Source organism: Streptomyces sp. NPDC047971 (genome assembly GCF_040653355.1).
In the GTDB taxonomy this organism is placed as follows: domain Bacteria; phylum Actinomycetota; class Actinomycetes; order Streptomycetales; family Streptomycetaceae; genus Streptomyces.
Genome location: NZ_JBEZNW010000005.1, coordinates 46,081 through 61,042, shown reverse-complemented (window position 1 = coordinate 61,042; position 14,962 = coordinate 46,081). Strand labels below are relative to the sequence as shown.

The 14,962-nt window shown below is 73.1% G+C and carries 15 protein-coding genes; 6 read left to right on the top strand and 9 right to left on the bottom strand.

From position 1 onward, the window contains the following. Nucleotides 1-51 precede the first annotated feature (51 nt). From AB0D99_RS07065 to AB0D99_RS07035, 7 genes are all read right to left on the bottom strand, one after another. Nucleotides 52-615: an ATP/GTP-binding protein gene (locus tag AB0D99_RS07065; protein ID WP_362357817.1), complete on the bottom strand. Its 564-nt coding sequence runs from the start codon at nucleotides 613-615 to the stop codon at nucleotides 52-54. Then, nucleotides 596-973 (bottom strand): DUF742 domain-containing protein, encoded by a 378-nt coding sequence (locus AB0D99_RS07060; RefSeq protein WP_362357815.1) that lies wholly within the window; start codon nucleotides 971-973, stop codon nucleotides 596-598. The genes AB0D99_RS07065 and AB0D99_RS07060 overlap by 20 nt, the downstream gene beginning before the upstream one ends. Then, complete coding sequence (locus AB0D99_RS07055; protein WP_362357813.1) at nucleotides 966-1,400, bottom strand: roadblock/LC7 domain-containing protein; 435 nt, start codon at nucleotides 1,398-1,400, stop codon at nucleotides 966-968. The genes AB0D99_RS07060 and AB0D99_RS07055 overlap by 8 nt, the downstream gene beginning before the upstream one ends. Beyond that, nucleotides 1,397-3,853, bottom strand: coding sequence for an ATP-binding protein (locus tag AB0D99_RS07050; protein WP_362357811.1), 2,457 nt, complete (start codon nucleotides 3,851-3,853; stop codon nucleotides 1,397-1,399). The genes AB0D99_RS07055 and AB0D99_RS07050 overlap by 4 nt, the downstream gene beginning before the upstream one ends. A 25-nt stretch (nucleotides 3,854-3,878) precedes the next feature. Beyond that, nucleotides 3,879-4,646: an MHYT domain-containing protein gene (locus AB0D99_RS07045; RefSeq protein WP_362357809.1), complete on the bottom strand. Its 768-nt coding sequence runs from the start codon at nucleotides 4,644-4,646 to the stop codon at nucleotides 3,879-3,881. 278 nt (nucleotides 4,647-4,924) lie between these two features. After that, complete coding sequence (locus tag AB0D99_RS07040; protein ID WP_362357808.1) at nucleotides 4,925-6,142, bottom strand: amino acid decarboxylase; 1,218 nt, start codon at nucleotides 6,140-6,142, stop codon at nucleotides 4,925-4,927. A 185-nt stretch (nucleotides 6,143-6,327) separates the two neighbouring features. Further along, a complete protein-coding gene (locus AB0D99_RS07035) occupies nucleotides 6,328-6,987 on the bottom strand; it encodes a response regulator transcription factor (protein ID WP_362357806.1) in 660 nt (219 codons plus the stop codon). 123 nt (nucleotides 6,988-7,110) lie between these two features. On the opposite strand from AB0D99_RS07035, the gene AB0D99_RS07030 reads away from it, so the two are divergent. Then, nucleotides 7,111-8,307, top strand: a complete 1,197-nt coding sequence (locus AB0D99_RS07030) for a histidine kinase (protein WP_362357804.1) — start codon at nucleotides 7,111-7,113, stop codon at nucleotides 8,305-8,307. Next, nucleotides 8,304-8,960, top strand: a complete 657-nt coding sequence (locus AB0D99_RS07025; protein ID WP_362357802.1) for a response regulator transcription factor — start codon at nucleotides 8,304-8,306, stop codon at nucleotides 8,958-8,960. Before AB0D99_RS07030 ends, AB0D99_RS07025 begins: the two co-directional genes overlap by 4 nt. Before the next feature lie 598 nt (nucleotides 8,961-9,558). On the opposite strand, the gene AB0D99_RS07020 is transcribed toward AB0D99_RS07025, so the two are convergent. Then, a complete protein-coding gene (locus AB0D99_RS07020; RefSeq protein WP_362357800.1) occupies nucleotides 9,559-10,707 on the bottom strand; it encodes a substrate-binding domain-containing protein in 1,149 nt (382 codons plus the stop codon). A gap of 361 nt (nucleotides 10,708-11,068) precedes the next feature. Here AB0D99_RS07020 and AB0D99_RS07015 point away from each other — a divergent pair, with 361 nt between their 5' ends. Then, on the top strand, nucleotides 11,069-11,827 hold the full coding sequence (locus tag AB0D99_RS07015) for a GntR family transcriptional regulator (protein ID WP_362357798.1): 759 nt from the start codon (nucleotides 11,069-11,071) through the stop codon (nucleotides 11,825-11,827). 349 nt (nucleotides 11,828-12,176) lie between these two features. Beyond that, a complete protein-coding gene (locus AB0D99_RS07010) occupies nucleotides 12,177-12,584 on the top strand; it encodes an ATP-binding protein (protein ID WP_362357796.1) in 408 nt (135 codons plus the stop codon). A gap of 52 nt (nucleotides 12,585-12,636) precedes the next feature. Here the strand turns inward: AB0D99_RS07010 and AB0D99_RS07005 are convergent, their stop codons facing one another. Then, complete coding sequence (locus AB0D99_RS07005; RefSeq protein WP_362357794.1) at nucleotides 12,637-13,440, bottom strand: endonuclease; 804 nt, start codon at nucleotides 13,438-13,440, stop codon at nucleotides 12,637-12,639. A 417-nt stretch (nucleotides 13,441-13,857) separates the two neighbouring features. Between AB0D99_RS07005 and AB0D99_RS07000 the strand changes: the two genes are divergently transcribed. Both AB0D99_RS07000 and AB0D99_RS06995 read left to right on the top strand, forming a co-directional pair. Further along, nucleotides 13,858-14,457 carry an RNA polymerase sigma factor gene (locus tag AB0D99_RS07000; RefSeq protein ID WP_362357792.1) on the top strand — a complete coding sequence of 200 codons (600 nt, stop codon included), beginning with the start codon at nucleotides 13,858-13,860 and terminating at the stop codon, nucleotides 14,455-14,457. 5 nt (nucleotides 14,458-14,462) lie between these two features. Further along, nucleotides 14,463-14,789, top strand: coding sequence for a hypothetical protein (locus AB0D99_RS06995; protein ID WP_362358159.1), 327 nt, complete (start codon nucleotides 14,463-14,465; stop codon nucleotides 14,787-14,789). Nucleotides 14,790-14,962 lie beyond the last annotated feature (173 nt).

The window sequence follows — 14,962 nt, the reverse complement described above, 5'->3', positions numbered from 1 at the left end:
GTCCGGCGCCGACTCCGGGCGCCCCGCACGTTCGAGCCCCGCGTCCGGGGGTCACACCTGGCGGCCGGCCAACTCCACCAGGGAGATCAGGACGTCCTTGCCCGACTCGCGCTCGCGGGCGTCGCACAGCACCACCGGAGTCCCCGGGTCCAGGTCGAGGGCGTACGCCACCTCCTGCTCGCTGTAGTCCCGGGCGCCGTCGAAGCAGTTGACCGCGACGACGAACGGCAGCCGACGGCGCTCGAAGTAGTCGATCGCGGGGAAGGAATCGACCAGTCGGCGGGTGTCCGCGAGGACCACCGCGCCCAGCGCGCCCCGGGCGAGTTCGTCCCACAGGAACCAGAAGCGGTTCTGTCCGGGCGTGCCGAAGAGGTAGAGCGCCAGGTCGTCGGAGAGCGTGATGCGTCCGAAGTCCAGGGCCACGGTGGTCGTGCGCTTCTCCGCGACGCCGTCGAGGCTGTCCGTCGGGCGGCCGGCCTCGGTCAGGGTCTCCTCGGTGTTCAGCGGCCGGATCTCGCTGACCGATCCGATCAGGGTGGTCTTGCCGACCCCGAATCCGCCGGCCACGAGGATCTTCAGGGCGAGGAAGGGGACGTCAGAGGGCTCGGAGTCCATCGATCACTCTCCTGAGGATGCGCGGGTCGGGAAGTCGGGCGGGAGGGACGGGTGGAGTGACGCGGATGAGACCGGCCTGCAGCAGGTTCCCGAGCAGCACCCGTACGACGGCGAGCGGCAGCTCCGCGTCGGAGGCCATGTCGGCCACGGCCTGCGGCCTCGACGCGCAGAGGCGGTGGAGCAGTGCCTCCTCGGGCGAGAGCAGCGGGGCCCGTTCGGGCGGCGGGCAGCCGTGGACGAGGGTCATCAGGTCGAAGCGTTCTCCGCCGGCGGGCCGCGCGCGGCCCGAGGTCATCGCGTAGAGGCGGACGAGCGGGCCGGCCTCGTCGTCGTACCAGCGTCGGTCGTCGTCACTCATCGACGCGTGACGTGGCGGCCGCCGCATCGCGTGCCGGGGTGCCCAGATGGGCGCCGACCCTCTTGACCAGCCGGGCCATCTCGTAGGCCACGAGGCCCACGTCGGCGCTCGCCTCGCTGAAGACGGCGAGACAGGAACCCTCTCCGGCCGCGACGACGAACAGGAAGCCGTCCTCCAGCTCCACCAGGGTCTGGATGACACCGCCGGCGCCGAAGTGCCGGCCGGTTCCCTTGGCCAGGCTGTGGAACCCGGAGGCGATGGCGGCGAACCGCTCGGCCTCGTCCCGGTTCAGCCGGGCCGAGGTGCCGACCGGCAGTCCGTCGCCGGACAGCACGATCACATGTCTGATCTCCGGTACGTGGGTGACCAGTTCCTCCAGCAGCCAGCCGAGGTCACCTGACCGGTACAGGTTGCCGTTGCCGTTCATCGGCTCTCTCCTTCACGTTCTGGCTTGTCCTCGCCCGTCGGACCCGGCCGCGTCGGGCGGTCCCCCGTGCCGCGCGCCCAGCCGGCGCGGAACGACGCGAGGGTGGCGCGCGCCTGCTCCGGGGAGCGGGGACCGTGCTCCGTCGGCGGCTCGTACGTCTCGGGCGTGTCCTGCCCCTCCAGGTCACGGCGGCGGGCGCGGCGGGGCAGGGGAGCCTTGCCGCCGGACGCCGGCCCGGGAGCCGGATCCGCGGCGGAGGGCGGGGGCCCCGGCGCCACGGGCGGCGCGTACGCCGGAGGGGCTACGGGGTGCGGCGGTACGAGGGGTGCCGGGAGCGGCGCGTACTCGGCGGCGACCACGGGCGCCGCCTGCCGCGGCGGCGCCGGGGGCTCCGCGGGCGCTCCCGGGTGCGGGGGCGCCGGACGGGGCGCCCCCGCGTCCGTCCCCGGGGCGTCGCGGACGACCTGGGGACGGACGGCATGCCGCCCCGGCGGGCGCCGGTGCGGAAGTCCTGACCTGGTGCCGGTCTCCTCCGGCTCCGCGTCCCGCGCGTCCTCGCCGAGGAGGGCCGTCGGCAGCAGGACCACGGCGACGACGCCTCCGTACACCGACGGGCGCAGCGCCACGCGGGCGTCCAACCGGTGGGCGAGACGGTTCACCACGAACAGTCCGAGCTGCCCGCTGTCGAGCAGATCGATCCGGCCCGTGTCCTCGATCCGGCGGTTGGCCTCGGCCAGACCCTCGGGGCTCAGGCCCAGGCCGCGGTCCTCGATCTCCAGCACGACCCCCGACCCGACCCGCTGGCCCCGCACCCGGACCTTGGTGTGGGGCGGTGAGAAGGCGGTGGCGTTCTCGACGAGTTCGGCGAGGAGATGGGTGAGGTCGGCGACGGCCGCGCCGTGCAGCCGTACGGGCGGGACGTCGAGGACCTCGACCCGGCCGAAGTCCTCGACCTCGGCCACGGCGGCCCTGACCACGTCCATCATGCCGACGGGACGGCGCCAGCCCCGGCCGGGCGCCGCGCCGGAGAGGATGATCAGGCTCTCGGCGTGCCGCCTCATCCGGGTGGTGAGGTGGTCGAGCCGGAAGAGGTCCTCCAGCTCCACCGGGTCCTCGTTGCGGCGTTCCATGGTGTCCAGCAGCGTGAGCTGACGGTGGAGGAGGGCCTGGCTGCGGCGGGCCAGATTGACGTAGACGCCGGAGATCCCGTGCAGCACCTGGGCTCGTTCCGCCGCCGACTCGACGGCCGCCCGGTGGACGGCGGCAAGCGCCGCGCCGACCTGTCCGATCTCGTCGTCCCGGTGCTCGCGGCGCGGGGCGACGTCGTCGAGGTCGACGGAGTCGCCGGCGTGCAACCGCCTGATGGTCTCGGGCAGTTCGCGGTCGGCGAGGGTGAGGGCCGAGTCGCGCAGGTCGGTGAGTTCGCCGACGAGTCCCCGGCCGATGCGGACCGAGATGAGGAGCGAGAGCAGCACACCGACGAGGCCCAGGACGACGGCGATGCCGGAGCCGCCGAGTACGGCGAAGGACAGGGGGTCGGCGCGCTCGACCGCGGCCGTGCTCGCCTCCGCCTGCGCCGCGCCCAGCTGTTCCAGGACGGCACGGGCCGGTTCCTGCCAGCGGGCGGCCTCGGTCGCCGTCCTGGCCGCGGTGGCGCCGCCGGCCGCCAGGATCCGGTCCTCGACGGTCCGCAGGGAGCGCATCTCTGCGCCGGTCAGGACCCCGCGGTACGCGGCGGCGTCCTCGGACCGCAGGTCGTCCACGGCCGTGGCGAGCAGCCGGCGCTGGGTGTGGGCGGAGCCGGTGAACTCGCGGTACTGCGCGGGATCCATCCGGCCCGCGGCCTGTACGGCGCTCATCAGGGCGTCCTCGCGGGCGATCATCTCCCGGGCCCAGGCCAGCTCGTGGACGACGCGCGCGGCGGAGGCCTGCTCGGGGTCGTGCAGCGCGGCGAGGGAGCCCTGGAGCGCGAGGGCGTGTTCGATGACGGTGCCGTAGGCGTCGTAGACGTCCTTCCACTCGCCGCCGGGGGCCCGCGTCCGCTCGCGCAGTGCGCCGAGGCCGTCGAGGTCCGCGACGAGCCGGTCGATCCGCCCCGCGAAGTCGCCGTCGATGCTCCGGACGTCGAGGGTGCTCTCACCGGCACCCCGGCGCAGCGCGGTGGCGGCGGTGTCGGTGTCGCGCTCGCGGCGCTCCTGCGACTCCGCCCGTTCCGCGCTCGCCCCGGCGAACCGGCGCAGGGCCCCGGCGCGTTCCGTCTGTACGGCGGTGACGACGGCGTCGACGGGCTTCAGCAGTGTGGTGTTGGCCTCTTTGAAGCCGTTCAGTTCCGACACGCTGCGTGCGGTGGTGACGGTCGCGAACGCCCACAGCGCCATCAGGGACACGGCGGGGACCATCAGGAGGCAGACGGTCTTCGCCCGGATCGAGCGGGGGACCAGCAGTGCGCTCATCGTTCCTCGAAGTTCCTCGAAACAGTCAGGGGCGGGGAGTTGCGGTCACGGCGGCCTGCCGCGTCGTCGGCGACAGGGCGACGAAGGCGGAGGCCAGGAAGAGGAACGAGCCGAGGACGACGGCGAGGGGGAAGACGAAGTCCATCGCCGTGACGCCGTCGAGGACCGTGCGGGTCGGGCCGATCGTGATCCGCACGGCGGCCATGCCGGTGTAGTGCATGCTGCTCACCGCGGCGCCCATGACCAGCGCGGCGATCACGGCACCGGAGGTGCCCTGGACCGCGAGTGCCGCCCAGAGTGCGGCGGTCGCCGCCACGACGGCGATGGCGAGGGACAGGACCACCATGGGCAGGTCGTAGCCGACGCTGCCGTTGAGCCTGAGCGCCGCCATCCCGAGGTAGTGCATGGCTCCGACGCCGATGCCGGTCCCGAGGCCGCCGAGCAGCAGGGAGCGCGAACGGGAGCGGCCGTAGCCGACGGTGAAGACCCCCGCCCCGACCACCGCCATGGCCACCAGAAGGCTGAGGACGGTCAGCGGCACGTCGTAGCGGATGGCGGATCCGGCGACGCCGAAGCCGAGCATGGCGATGAAATGCATGGTCCAGATTCCCGAACCGATCGCGGCGGAGGCCGTCAGCAGCCAATTGCGGCGCGAGCGGCCTTCGGTGGCCAGGGCCCGGACGGTGCAGCGCAGTCCGAGGGCGGATCCGACACAGGCCATCGCATAGGCGAGGACCGGGGAAATCCATCCCGCGCCGAAATGGTGCAGGTGCGCCACATTCCCTCCGTTCATCGTTCGGCTTCGCGGCGATGGACGCTAACACTCGGTATCGGCAACGGGAATTCGGCGAAATGTTTCCCGACCGTGATACGAACGGACGCGCGGTACGGCGTGCTGCCCTACTCGTGAGTTCGGTGACGGTCTATGCGTGTCATTCGGACGCGCCGGAATTCCCGCGCGCCATGGGCCGCTTCAACGCGTGATGTGGATCACGGGAATTCCAGGCGACTTCCCTTCGAGGGGGACCACGGAGGCTTGACGGCTCGGAAGGCGGCGTTCCGCTCCGGGGCTCACCAGAGGCCGGTCGGCTCCTGCACCACCCCGAGCGTCGTGGCGCCCGCGTCGGCGGCCCCCTGGATCCGCCCTCCCCGCGACCGGGCCAGGAGCCGGAGGTACGCGACGGTTTCCGCCGTGACGACCTCGCCGGGCAGCAGCACCGGGACGCCGGGCGGACAGGCGGTGACCCTGGAGGCGGAGACCAGGCCCACCGCCTCGGCGCAGTCCACCACGCGGTGGTGGCCGAAGAACGCCTCCCGGAGGGTGAGCCGGCGGGGGCCGGGCTCGGGGAGGGCGAGACGCAGGGGATCCTCCGTGCCCCCGGCCGCCGCCGGAAGGGCGTGCAGCACGTCCAGGAACCGCTCCGCGTCCGGTTCGGTGCCGTCGCCCGGGGTCAGGGTGATCACGGTCTGCGTCGCGCCCACGACCGCGCGGCCCAAGCCCGCCCGGTCGAGGGCCCGGTGGGCCTCCCGCCCCGTTACCCCTCCGACGTCGGTGTTGATCGCGATCCGCAAGGGGTCGGCGCCGGCGATTCCGGGGATGTCGCCGAAGCCGTCGGCGACCAGCGAGAATCGGCTCTCCTTGCGGACACCCGCGCCGATGGCCGCGGCCGTCTCCAGGGAGACGAGGACCTGGTCCCAGTCCTGGGCGAGCGAGCGCGCGGGGAGGATGTCGCAGCTGGTCTGGCGGGTGAGGTCCACGGCACGCTCGACCAGCGGCCGCAGCAGTTCGGCATGGGGTCCGTCGCCCAGCCGCAGCACGGGCGGGGGGCCGGCGGAGACCGAGAGGTCCGCGCCGTACGCGAGGGCGTCGGGCAGGAGTCCGGGGTGCCTCCCGAAGACCGGTGAGCGCCGGCTCTCGTCCACGATCAGCGGAACGCCCGAAGCGTGGGCCGCGTCGGCCAGCGCCCGGATGTCGGCCACCGCGCCATAGCGCGTGGGCGAGACGACCAGGGCCGCGGCGACGTCGGTGCGCTCCGCGGCCGCCGCGGCCAGGTCCTCGGACCGTACGCAGTGCGCGATCCCCTGCTCCGGGTCGAGGACCGGCGGGAGTGAGCGGGCGTCCAGGCCGGACACGACCAGACCGTCGAAGAGGGAGGCCGGGGCGTCCCGCTGGACGAGAGCGGTGCCGCCGAGCGCGGGCACGATCAGGCCGGTGATGCAGTGGCTCAGCGGGCCGCCGCGCGTCAGGACCCAGGTCCTGCGCGCCGCCGGGATTTCCGTGAGGGACATGTCGACCGGGCTTCTCCCCCACCGATGCGTGCCGCCGTGTACGGGCGATGCCGTGCGGACGGGCGGGGGGACGCGTTCCGCACGGCATCCGTTCCATCGTCATCCCGGGTGCGGCGGCGTCCCGCCTGTCGTAGGTGGGGCCCGACCCCTGACCTTCGACAGGTCGGAGCGGGCTCCGGCACCCGCTAGGCGTCGTCGGTGGACAGGCCCGTGCGGTACGCGATGCGGGCGGCCTCGACGCGGTTGGACACCCCGAGCCGGGCGAGGAGCTGGGTGACGTGCGCCTTGACCGTGCCCTCGGTCATGCCCAGTTCGGACCCGATGTCCGCGTTGGACAGGCCCCGCCCGAGCAGCCGCAGCACATCGACCTGGCGGCCGGTCAGGGCGGCGACGCGCGGGTCCTCCTGGGGGGTCTCCCGGCTCCCGTCGCGCGTGGTGAGGTCGATGACGTGGCCGGTCACTGCGGAGCCGAACGCGGCGTGGCCCTCGGCCACGCTGCGCAGGGCTCCGAGCAGATCCGCCGGCGGGGTGTCCTTGACGAGGAAGCCGACCGCTCCGGCCGCCAGGGCCCGCTCGACGTACTCGTCCTGGCCGAAGGTGGTCAGGATCAGGACGGCGGGCGGTGACGGCAGCTCCCTCAGCCGTCGGGTCGCGGCGATCCCGTCCATCCCGGGCATCCGCACGTCCATGGCCACGACGTCGGGCAGCAGGCGGCGAGCCCGGTCGACCGCGGTGTGCCCGTCCCACGCCTCCGCGATCACCCGCAGGTCCGGCGCGGCGTCGATGATCGCCCGCAGCCCGTCGCGTACGGCCGGGTCGTCGTCCGCGACGAGGACCGTGATCATGAGCTGAGCCTCATGGCCCCATGCTCGCCCGGATCGCGGACGCGGGCGACGGGACGGATCGGACGGGTGAGGCGCGCGGCCTCTCGCCGTGCCCGGGCCACCCTCGCTGACTACCGTGGCGACATGGCCGCCACGCCGCTCTCCCGCTGGCCGCCGCGGCGCGTCGACGCCGTGGTGACCGCGGTGGTCGTCGCGCTCGGCATCGCCGATTCCTGGGTGAAGCCGTCCAGCGGTCTGCTGACCGGTCTGCCGACGCCCGTGATCGCCGCCTGCGCGGCGGCGGTCGGCCTCAGTCTGTGGTGGCGCAGGCGTCGGCCCCATCTGGTGGCCGCGTTCGTGACGGTCATGCACGTGGTGTCCTTCACCCCTGTGGCGCTGGCCGCCGCCATGTACACGGTCGGCAGCCTGGACCGCCGCCTGAGGGTCCTCTTCGCCTACGGCGTGGCCGGGTTCGTCGCCGGTCTCGTCGGGCTGCACGGGGGGCTGCCGACCGCGGGCATCCGGGAGGCGGCGTACTCCCTGGCCGCGATCGTCGGACCGCTGGCCGTCGGGTACGCGGTGGGTGTACGGCGCGATCTGACGGCGGCCGTGCAGGCCCGCGTGGCCGTCCTGGAGCGTGAGAACCGGCTTCTGGACGAGCGGGCCCGGGCCGAGGAGCGGGCCGAGATCGCCCGCGAGATGCACGATGTGGTCGGGCACCGGGTCAGCAACATGGTGCTGGCCGCCGGCGCCCTGGAGGCGGGTCCGGCCTCGGCGGTGCCGGAGGCGGCGCGGACGGCGGAGCTGATCCGGACCGACGGCCGGCAGGCCCTGGAGGAACTCCGCGAGATCCTCGGTGTGCTCGCCCCTTCGCGGGTGTCGACCGGAGAGCCGGCCGGGACGGCGGGTGTACGGGCCGCGGTGCCGCCCGCGCCCGACGCGGAGGCCCTGTCCGACCTCGTGGCGCACGCCCGCGACCGCGGTCAGGAGGTGGAGCTGCGGGTGAACGGCCATCCGGAGATCCTGCCGCTCCCGGTGCAACGGGCCCTGCACCGGATCGTGCGGGAGGCACTGACGAACGCCGCGAAGCACGCTCCCGGGGCCACCGTGCGGGTGGATGTGGCCTGCCGGGCCGACGGCGTGCACCTCGATGTCGCGAACACGGCGCCCACGCGCCCCACCTCACCCGATCTGCCCAGCGGCGGGCACGGAGTGGTGGGCCTGACCGAGCGCGTCGCCCTGCTCGGCGGGACACTGACCGCCGGGCCGCGGGACGGCGGCTTCCTGCTCTCGGCCTTCGTGCCCCACGGCCGGGCGGCATCGTCACGAGGAGCGTCATGAGCATCCGGGTCCTGATCGCCGACGACAACGAGATCACCCGTCGCGGTCTGCTGTGGATCATCGACGCCAGTGGTGACATCGAGGTGTGCGGCCAGGCGGCGGACGGCGAGGAGGCTCTCGTCGTGGCCGAGGAGACAGGGGCGGACGTGGTGCTGCTCGACATCCGGATGCCCGGGGCCGACGGGCTGGCGGCGCTCCCCCGGCTGCTGGCGCTCGCGAGACCGCCGAAGGTGCTGATGCTCACCACCTTCCACGACGACGAGCAGGTCCGGACGGCGCTGCGGGCCGGGGCCTCCGGATTCCTGCTCAAGGACACCCCGCCCGACGACCTGCTCCGCGCGATCCGCGACGTCTCCGAGGGCCGGGCGGTCCTGGGGCCGCCGGTCGCCAGGCGCCTGGTGGACGGCCTCGCGCACGGCTCACCGGCGCTCGCCCCCGAGGAGCGGGCCCGGCTCGACTCGCTCACCGCCCGCGAGCTCGACGTCCTGCGGCTGCTCTCCCGGGGGCTCACCAACAGCGAGATCGCGACCGAACTCGGCACCACGGAAGGGACCGTCAAGGGGTACGTGAGCGCCGTCCTGGCGAAGCTGGACGCCGACAGCCGGGTTCAGGCGGCCCGGACGGCCTACCGGGCAGGTCTGGACACCGACTGACCGGAGCCCGCGAAACCTCTCCGATGGGGACGCCGTGGTGAAAGAGAGAACGATTCCCCACCCCACAGCGAAACGATTCCCCACCCCACGGCGCAGAAAAGTCCGACCACGCCGAATGACCGCCTGGGAAAGCGGAAGAACGATCCCGGAAGAGGGGTGCGGATCTCGCCCGCTCCGTCGAGTCGGGCGGCCTCGCGGAGTCATTCGGGAATTCCTGGAAGAAGCCGCGCACACCCCTCAGGTTGAAGGCGTTGACGACGACGGGCAGGACGAGTGCCCCCCAAGGTGTCGCGCAGTCCGAGCGTGTGGACGACGGGGAAGCTCGGAATGATGCCGGGTGGGAAGAGGAACGTGCATTCCTCCGGGAGAGGTGCGGACAAGGGATACGGACGCCTTCGAGCGGCGAGCGGCTCGCTCGTGTTCGGCTCCGGTGGCACGCGGGCATCCACCTGCCCCGGCGATGTGGGACGACATCGTCCGGGGCCGCATGGCGATGGCCCGGTGCGACGCATCGAATCCTGACGGTCGAAGCGATCAAAGTCAAGGAGATGGATCGATATTGCGATCCATCGATCAGAGCGATCGGTCGGGTGGGTTGCTAGATTCCCTCGCGGGTCTCCACGGCCGACTCACCGCAGGAGGCGCGCACCCGTAGTTCGGGCAGGAGGTCGAGGTGCTGCCGCGCACCGCCGGCCGCGCCGGCGGCCCGCTCGCGCACGCGCCGCAGCAGCAGGGTGGCCGCGGTCTCCCCGACCTCGAACTTCGGCGGCGCCACCGCCGTCAGCGGCAGGTCGGAGAGGGCCGCCACGTCGTCGTCGTACGCGACCAGGGCGAGGTCCTCGGGCACCCGGATCCGCTCCCCGAGGCCCCGCAGACTCTGGAGCAGCAGGATCGCGTCGGTGTCGCTCAGCACGATCGCGGCCGTCACCTCGCCCTCCGCCACCAGCTCGGTCAGGCGCCGCGCGGCGGCGTCGATGCTGTCCGGGGCCCGGTCCCCGGGCTCCAGCACGATGGGCTCGACCGCCGGGGCGGTCACCCCGAAGACCCGCAGCGCGTCCTCGTACCCGGCCCGCATCTGCACCGTCGTCGGGCTGTCCCCGGCGACCAGGGCGATCCTCTCGTGCCCGAGATCGACGAGATGACGCACCGCCAGCCCGGCACCGCCGGCGTGGTCGGTGCAGACCCGGTCGAGAGCGGCGGCCCGGGACCCGACCTCGCCCCGGCGCTCCAGGAGGACCGCGGGCACGGGGATGTCGCCCTCGTCCCCCGAACCCCCGGTCCCGCTCGGCCAGCTCGGCGTGAGCAGCAGGCCGTGGACGCCCGCCTCGAGCATGCGCCGGACCTGCGCGGCGTCGTGGTCGGGCTGGTAGTTGGAGTAGCCGAGCACGAGGCGCCCACCGGCCGCCGTGACGGCCTCCCTCGCCCCTCGGATGATCTCCCCGAAGTAGTGCCTGGACTGCGGAACGACCATGCCGATCACCACGTCACGCGGCTCCGGCGCGCGTTCGACGGGGCGGGGCTCGGGGAGGGGGTGCCGCGTACGCCCCTGGGGCGCGGGAGTGCCCGGCCAGTGGACGGCGCCGCGGACCCGGTCCAGGCGCCCTTCGGAGGCGAGGGCCTCCACGTCCCGGCGCGCGGTGACGGTGGAGATCCCGAGGTGCTCGGCGAGGTCGGCCACGCGCAGGCTGCCGTACTCCCGCACGAGCTCCACGATCCGCTCATGGCGTTCGTCCACCGTGTACCGCACACCGACTCCCGTTCGTCCCTGTTGTCGCACTCCGCCCCAGGCACGTCACCCTACTCGTCCGATCAGAATGTGCGCTTTCGATCGATTGGTTAATCGATCTTGACGAGCGAATGATCGATCAATATGGTCGCGCCATGACCGCCTTGCTCCCGCACAGCGCTCCGGCGCACGAGCGGGCGGCTACTCCTCGTCGTCCCCAGCCCCTTCTCCCGACGGCTCCCGCCCCGGCGCCGTCACCACCCGGCGCACGCGCCTCGGAGCGCCTCGTCCGTCCCGCAGGTAGCCGGGACGGCGGGATCGTGCTCCACCCCGGCCACCGCGCCGGTTGACACACCTTCCCCTCGACATCGAAAGGACGTCCGTGCCCGGCGCGCCGCAGGGTGCCGTACCGCTGTACATGCGGGTGGCCGAACAGATCATCAAGGACGCCCGGCGCGCCGGGGGTGACACCTCGGGGCTGCGACGGATTCCCGCCGAACGCGTGCTCTCCGCCTCGCTGGGGGTCAACCGTCAGACCCTGCGGCGCGCCCTGGAGCACCTGCGTGCACGCGGTCTGGTGCACACGGACCGGTCGGGCACCTACACCTACACCGGACGCGGAGCCCCGGCTCGACCGGTCGCGCGGGCACGACCCCAGCCGTTGTTCCCCGTCGGCGGGAGCTTCGGCGGCGTGGCCGTCCGTTCCCGCGCCCGTCTCTCGTACGAGCCGGTGCCGCCGACGGTCGAGGCGCTGCTCGGTCTCTCCCCCGAGCGGCCCACGCTCGTCCACCGGCACGAGCTCACCCTGCTGTGCGGGGAGACCGTCCAGGAGGCGGTCTCGTACTTCTCACCCACCGCGCTCGCCCATGTGCCCCGGCTGGGCAGACGGGTGCGGAGGGTGCGTACGCGCGCGGCGCAGTCCGATCCGGACCTTCGCCATCTGTACCTGTGGATGACCGAGTCCGGGTTGCATCCCGTCCGGCGGGACCGGGTCCGGGTCGACGGATCGGGATGCGAGCGGATGTGGCTCGCCGTCCGGCAGTTCGTGCACGACCAGTTCGACAGACCGTTGGAACTCACCGACCTGCGGATCAACCCCCGGCGGGGGGAACTCGACTACGCGTTCGTGCTTCCTTCCTGACCCGCCCGGCCTCGACGGCCCCGGCCGACGGCCCCGGCCGACGCGGTCGTCGAGGCCGGACGTGTGCCGGGGCAGCGGCCCGGTCGGCAGAGGAGCGCCCCGACCCCCTACTTTCGTCACCTCGGACACCGACGATCGACAGCCTGGCGGGCCCGGAAACGCCGGGACGATGGAGTGGTGGCGCGGCACCGCCCTCCTCCTCCCCTCCTCGGCAGGGCGGCGCCGCCCCCCGGAAGCTCGTTCGACCGACCGGCTCGGATCCTCGGGTCCGCCGCGGACGACGAAGCGACCGGATCGGGGCCAGGGGGCCGTACCGCCCGTCAGGGGCGCACCAGACCGGGAGCTCATCGTGAACGCACACAGCGGCATCGCCGTCCTGCCCCGCCACCCCCGCGCCGCGGCCGACGCCCGCCACGTCCTCGGCCGCGTCGCGCCGGAAGGCCACGACGAGGTGGACATGGCCGCCCTGCTCCTGAGCGAGGTCGTCTCGAACGCGGTCCGCCACGCGGACGGACCGGCCATCGAGGTCGCCGTCGGCTACGACCGGGGCGCCGGTGTGGTCACCGGGGCCGTCTTCGACGCGAACCCGCGGATGGGTGCGGGCGCTCGGTCGAGCCGGGACGAGGCGGACACGGACGAGACGGAGCTGGAGACGGGCCGGGGGCTGGACCTGCTGGACGCCGTGGCCGGGGCCTGGGGCGTGGCCACGGTGGGCGACCGGGGCAAGTGGGTCTGGTTCCAGGTCCACGCCGCCTGACGGTCGCCGCGCTCCCCGGCCGTGGCGGGAGCCCGGCGACCGCCGGAAGCCTCTACCAGATCGCCTCGACCCACTCGGGGTGGTCGATGAACGGGTTGCGGTTGCCCTGGTAGGTGCCGTGGATGATGTCGTTGCGGCGCTCTTCGAAGGCGCTCGGCGGATCCTGCTCGTTCCACTGCTTCAGGATCGAGAGGCGGCCGTGGAAGGGGACGCTTCCGTTGCTGGTCGACTCGTTGGGCTCCAGGTCGGCCCAGCTGTCGCCACCCTCGTAGCGGACGGCCATGTAGAGGATCATGCGGGCCACGTCACCCTTGTCCGCGTCGCGGGGCTCGAAGGAGTTGGAGTCCGTGTAGCTGCCGGGCGCGCCGCTCACGGCGCTGCCGCCATGGTCGAAGTCCTTGTTGCCCCGGATGCTGTTGACCTGGACGTCCGCGGCACGCAGGTGGTGCAGATCGGTGCCGGGGCCGGCCGAGGTGCCGAAGCTGCCGTGCGACTGGGCCCACACGTGCTCGCGGTTCCAGTCGCCCACGTCGCCGCCGTTGAGGGACTTGCTGCGCGAGGTGCCGCTGTAGAGCAGGATCACGTTGGCGCTGTTGTTCGGGTCCTGGTCGGTGGCCTTCAGCGCGTTCCAGACCGCGTCGTACGAGATCTTGCTCTGGCTGCTGATGATGGTGTGCAGCGAGGACTTCAGGCTCGTCCCGGTCTTGCCGATCGCGTTCTTGTAGTACGTGCTGTCGTAGGCGGTGGTCGTCGCGCTCGCCGGGGGTGCGGCGACCGTCGGGAGCATGAGGCCGAGGACGACGGCGCCCACGGCTGCCGCCTTCGCCTTCCATCTGCCTATCTGTGCAACGGACATGGGGGGTGTCCTTTCCTGGGAGCGGCCGTGCCGGGCGGGAGGTGTGGCTCAACGATGGCGCGTTCTACGCGTGTTGATTTCGGCCACCGGGAGCGTGGCACGGATGCGCGGTCGGCCGTGTAACCGGGAGAAGGCTTTTCCGTGACGTTCTCGCATACGGTCGCGACCGCCGCCGGACCGCGCCGGTGAGGAGAAGTTCCGGCCGGAGGCGAATCCTTTCCGGACCTCCCCGCCTCCTATCTGCGAACCGGCCGAACGCGCCGGTGGAACCTGGAGGAACCCCCATGATGGTCACCGGCCTCGTCGTGATCGGAGCCCTGCTGACGGGCGCCTGCGTCTGGCACCTGACGCGGCGTTACAGGAGCCGGCGTTGACCGGGCCCGCGAGCGGGCACCGTCCCACCGAGACGAGGAGTTCATGAACGCACGCTTCCGCTGGCCGGACGAGCGGCTGATCCAGGCCGCCCAGGACGGTGACGTCACGTCGCTCGCGACCGTCGTCGTGGAATCGCAGCCCCATGTCCGCAAGTTCGCCAGGTCCCTGTGCGCCTCGCCGCAGGACGCGGAGGACGCGGCACAGGAGGCGCTGATCATCCTCTACCGGAAGATCGGCACCCTGCGGGCCACCGGCGCGCTCGCCTCGTGGATGTTCCGGATCGTGCGCAACGAGTGCCTCCGGCAGGTACGTCTGCTCGTCTCGCGGAGCGACCCGGATCCGGACGGAGCGGAGGGGTCCGCGGAACCGTCCGCCGAGGACGCGGTGTTGCGCGGGCTGGAGGCGGAGCGGATCGCGGCCGCGGTCGCCGCCCTGCCCCGCGACCAGCGGCAGGTCCTGGTCATGCGGGACGTCCAGGGCCTGCCGGGCAGGACCGTCGCCCACGCGCTCGGTCTGAGCACCGCCGCGATGAAGTCACGGCTGCACCGCGCCCGCGCGGCGCTCCGTCACTCCCTGGCGGCGAACGAGCCGTCACCCGGTCGCACCGTCGGCCACCCCTCAGGAGAAGAGGTACCGCAGTGAGCACCGTGAAGCCCGCGCGGCGAGCGAGGGTCCGGTCCGCCGCCCCGTCCGGGGCGCTCGGGACGAACGTCGCCGCCACGTCCGTGCCGCGCCACCTGGCGCGCGGCGCCATCGGTTTCGGGCTGGTCATCGGCCCGATCGCCTTGCTGCCGGTCACCGGCCCGCTCGTCCTGCTGGCGGCCCCGCTCGCGCTGATCGCCTTCCGGGGCTGCCCCACCTGCTGGCTGGTGGGGCTGGTGCAGGCCGTCTCCCGGGGCCGTCTGGAGCGCAACTGCGAGGACGGCGTCTGCACCCTCACCCCGGCGCGGCAGGCGTCGGCCGACGGTTCCTGACCGCCTCGGGGCCGACGCCCCCATACCGCTCCTTACCGGCCACGCGCAAGACATGAACGGGAGAATCCTTGCCCACACAGTAGACTGACGGGCTGTTTGGCGCCGGATCGGAACAACCCGGGCAGACCCGGGCTCCGCCGGCGACCCGGACGTTGCCGGGAACGAGACGCGAG

Bases quoted from the DNA above. Each gene is read 5' to 3' on its own strand.
- AB0D99_RS07065 (WP_362357817.1), bottom strand. From the start codon at position 615: ATGGACTCCGAGCCCTCTGACGTCCCCTTCCTCGCCCTGAAGATCCTC.
- AB0D99_RS07060 (WP_362357815.1), bottom strand. From the start codon at position 973: ATGAGTGACGACGACCGACGCTGGTACGACGACGAGGCCGGCCCGCTC.
- AB0D99_RS07055 (WP_362357813.1), bottom strand. From the start codon at position 1,400: ATGAACGGCAACGGCAACCTGTACCGGTCAGGTGACCTCGGCTGGCTG.
- AB0D99_RS07050 (WP_362357811.1), bottom strand. From the start codon at position 3,853: ATGAGCGCACTGCTGGTCCCCCGCTCGATCCGGGCGAAGACCGTCTGC.
- AB0D99_RS07045 (WP_362357809.1), bottom strand. From the start codon at position 4,646: ATGAACGGAGGGAATGTGGCGCACCTGCACCATTTCGGCGCGGGATGG.
- AB0D99_RS07040 (WP_362357808.1), bottom strand. From the start codon at position 6,142: ATGTCCCTCACGGAAATCCCGGCGGCGCGCAGGACCTGGGTCCTGACG.
- AB0D99_RS07035 (WP_362357806.1), bottom strand. From the start codon at position 6,987: ATGATCACGGTCCTCGTCGCGGACGACGACCCGGCCGTACGCGACGGG.
- AB0D99_RS07030 (WP_362357804.1), top strand. From the start codon at position 7,111: ATGGCCGCCACGCCGCTCTCCCGCTGGCCGCCGCGGCGCGTCGACGCC.
- AB0D99_RS07025 (WP_362357802.1), top strand. From the start codon at position 8,304: ATGAGCATCCGGGTCCTGATCGCCGACGACAACGAGATCACCCGTCGC.
- AB0D99_RS07005 (WP_362357794.1), bottom strand. From the start codon at position 13,440: ATGTCCGTTGCACAGATAGGCAGATGGAAGGCGAAGGCGGCAGCCGTG.
- AB0D99_RS07000 (WP_362357792.1), top strand. From the start codon at position 13,858: ATGAACGCACGCTTCCGCTGGCCGGACGAGCGGCTGATCCAGGCCGCC.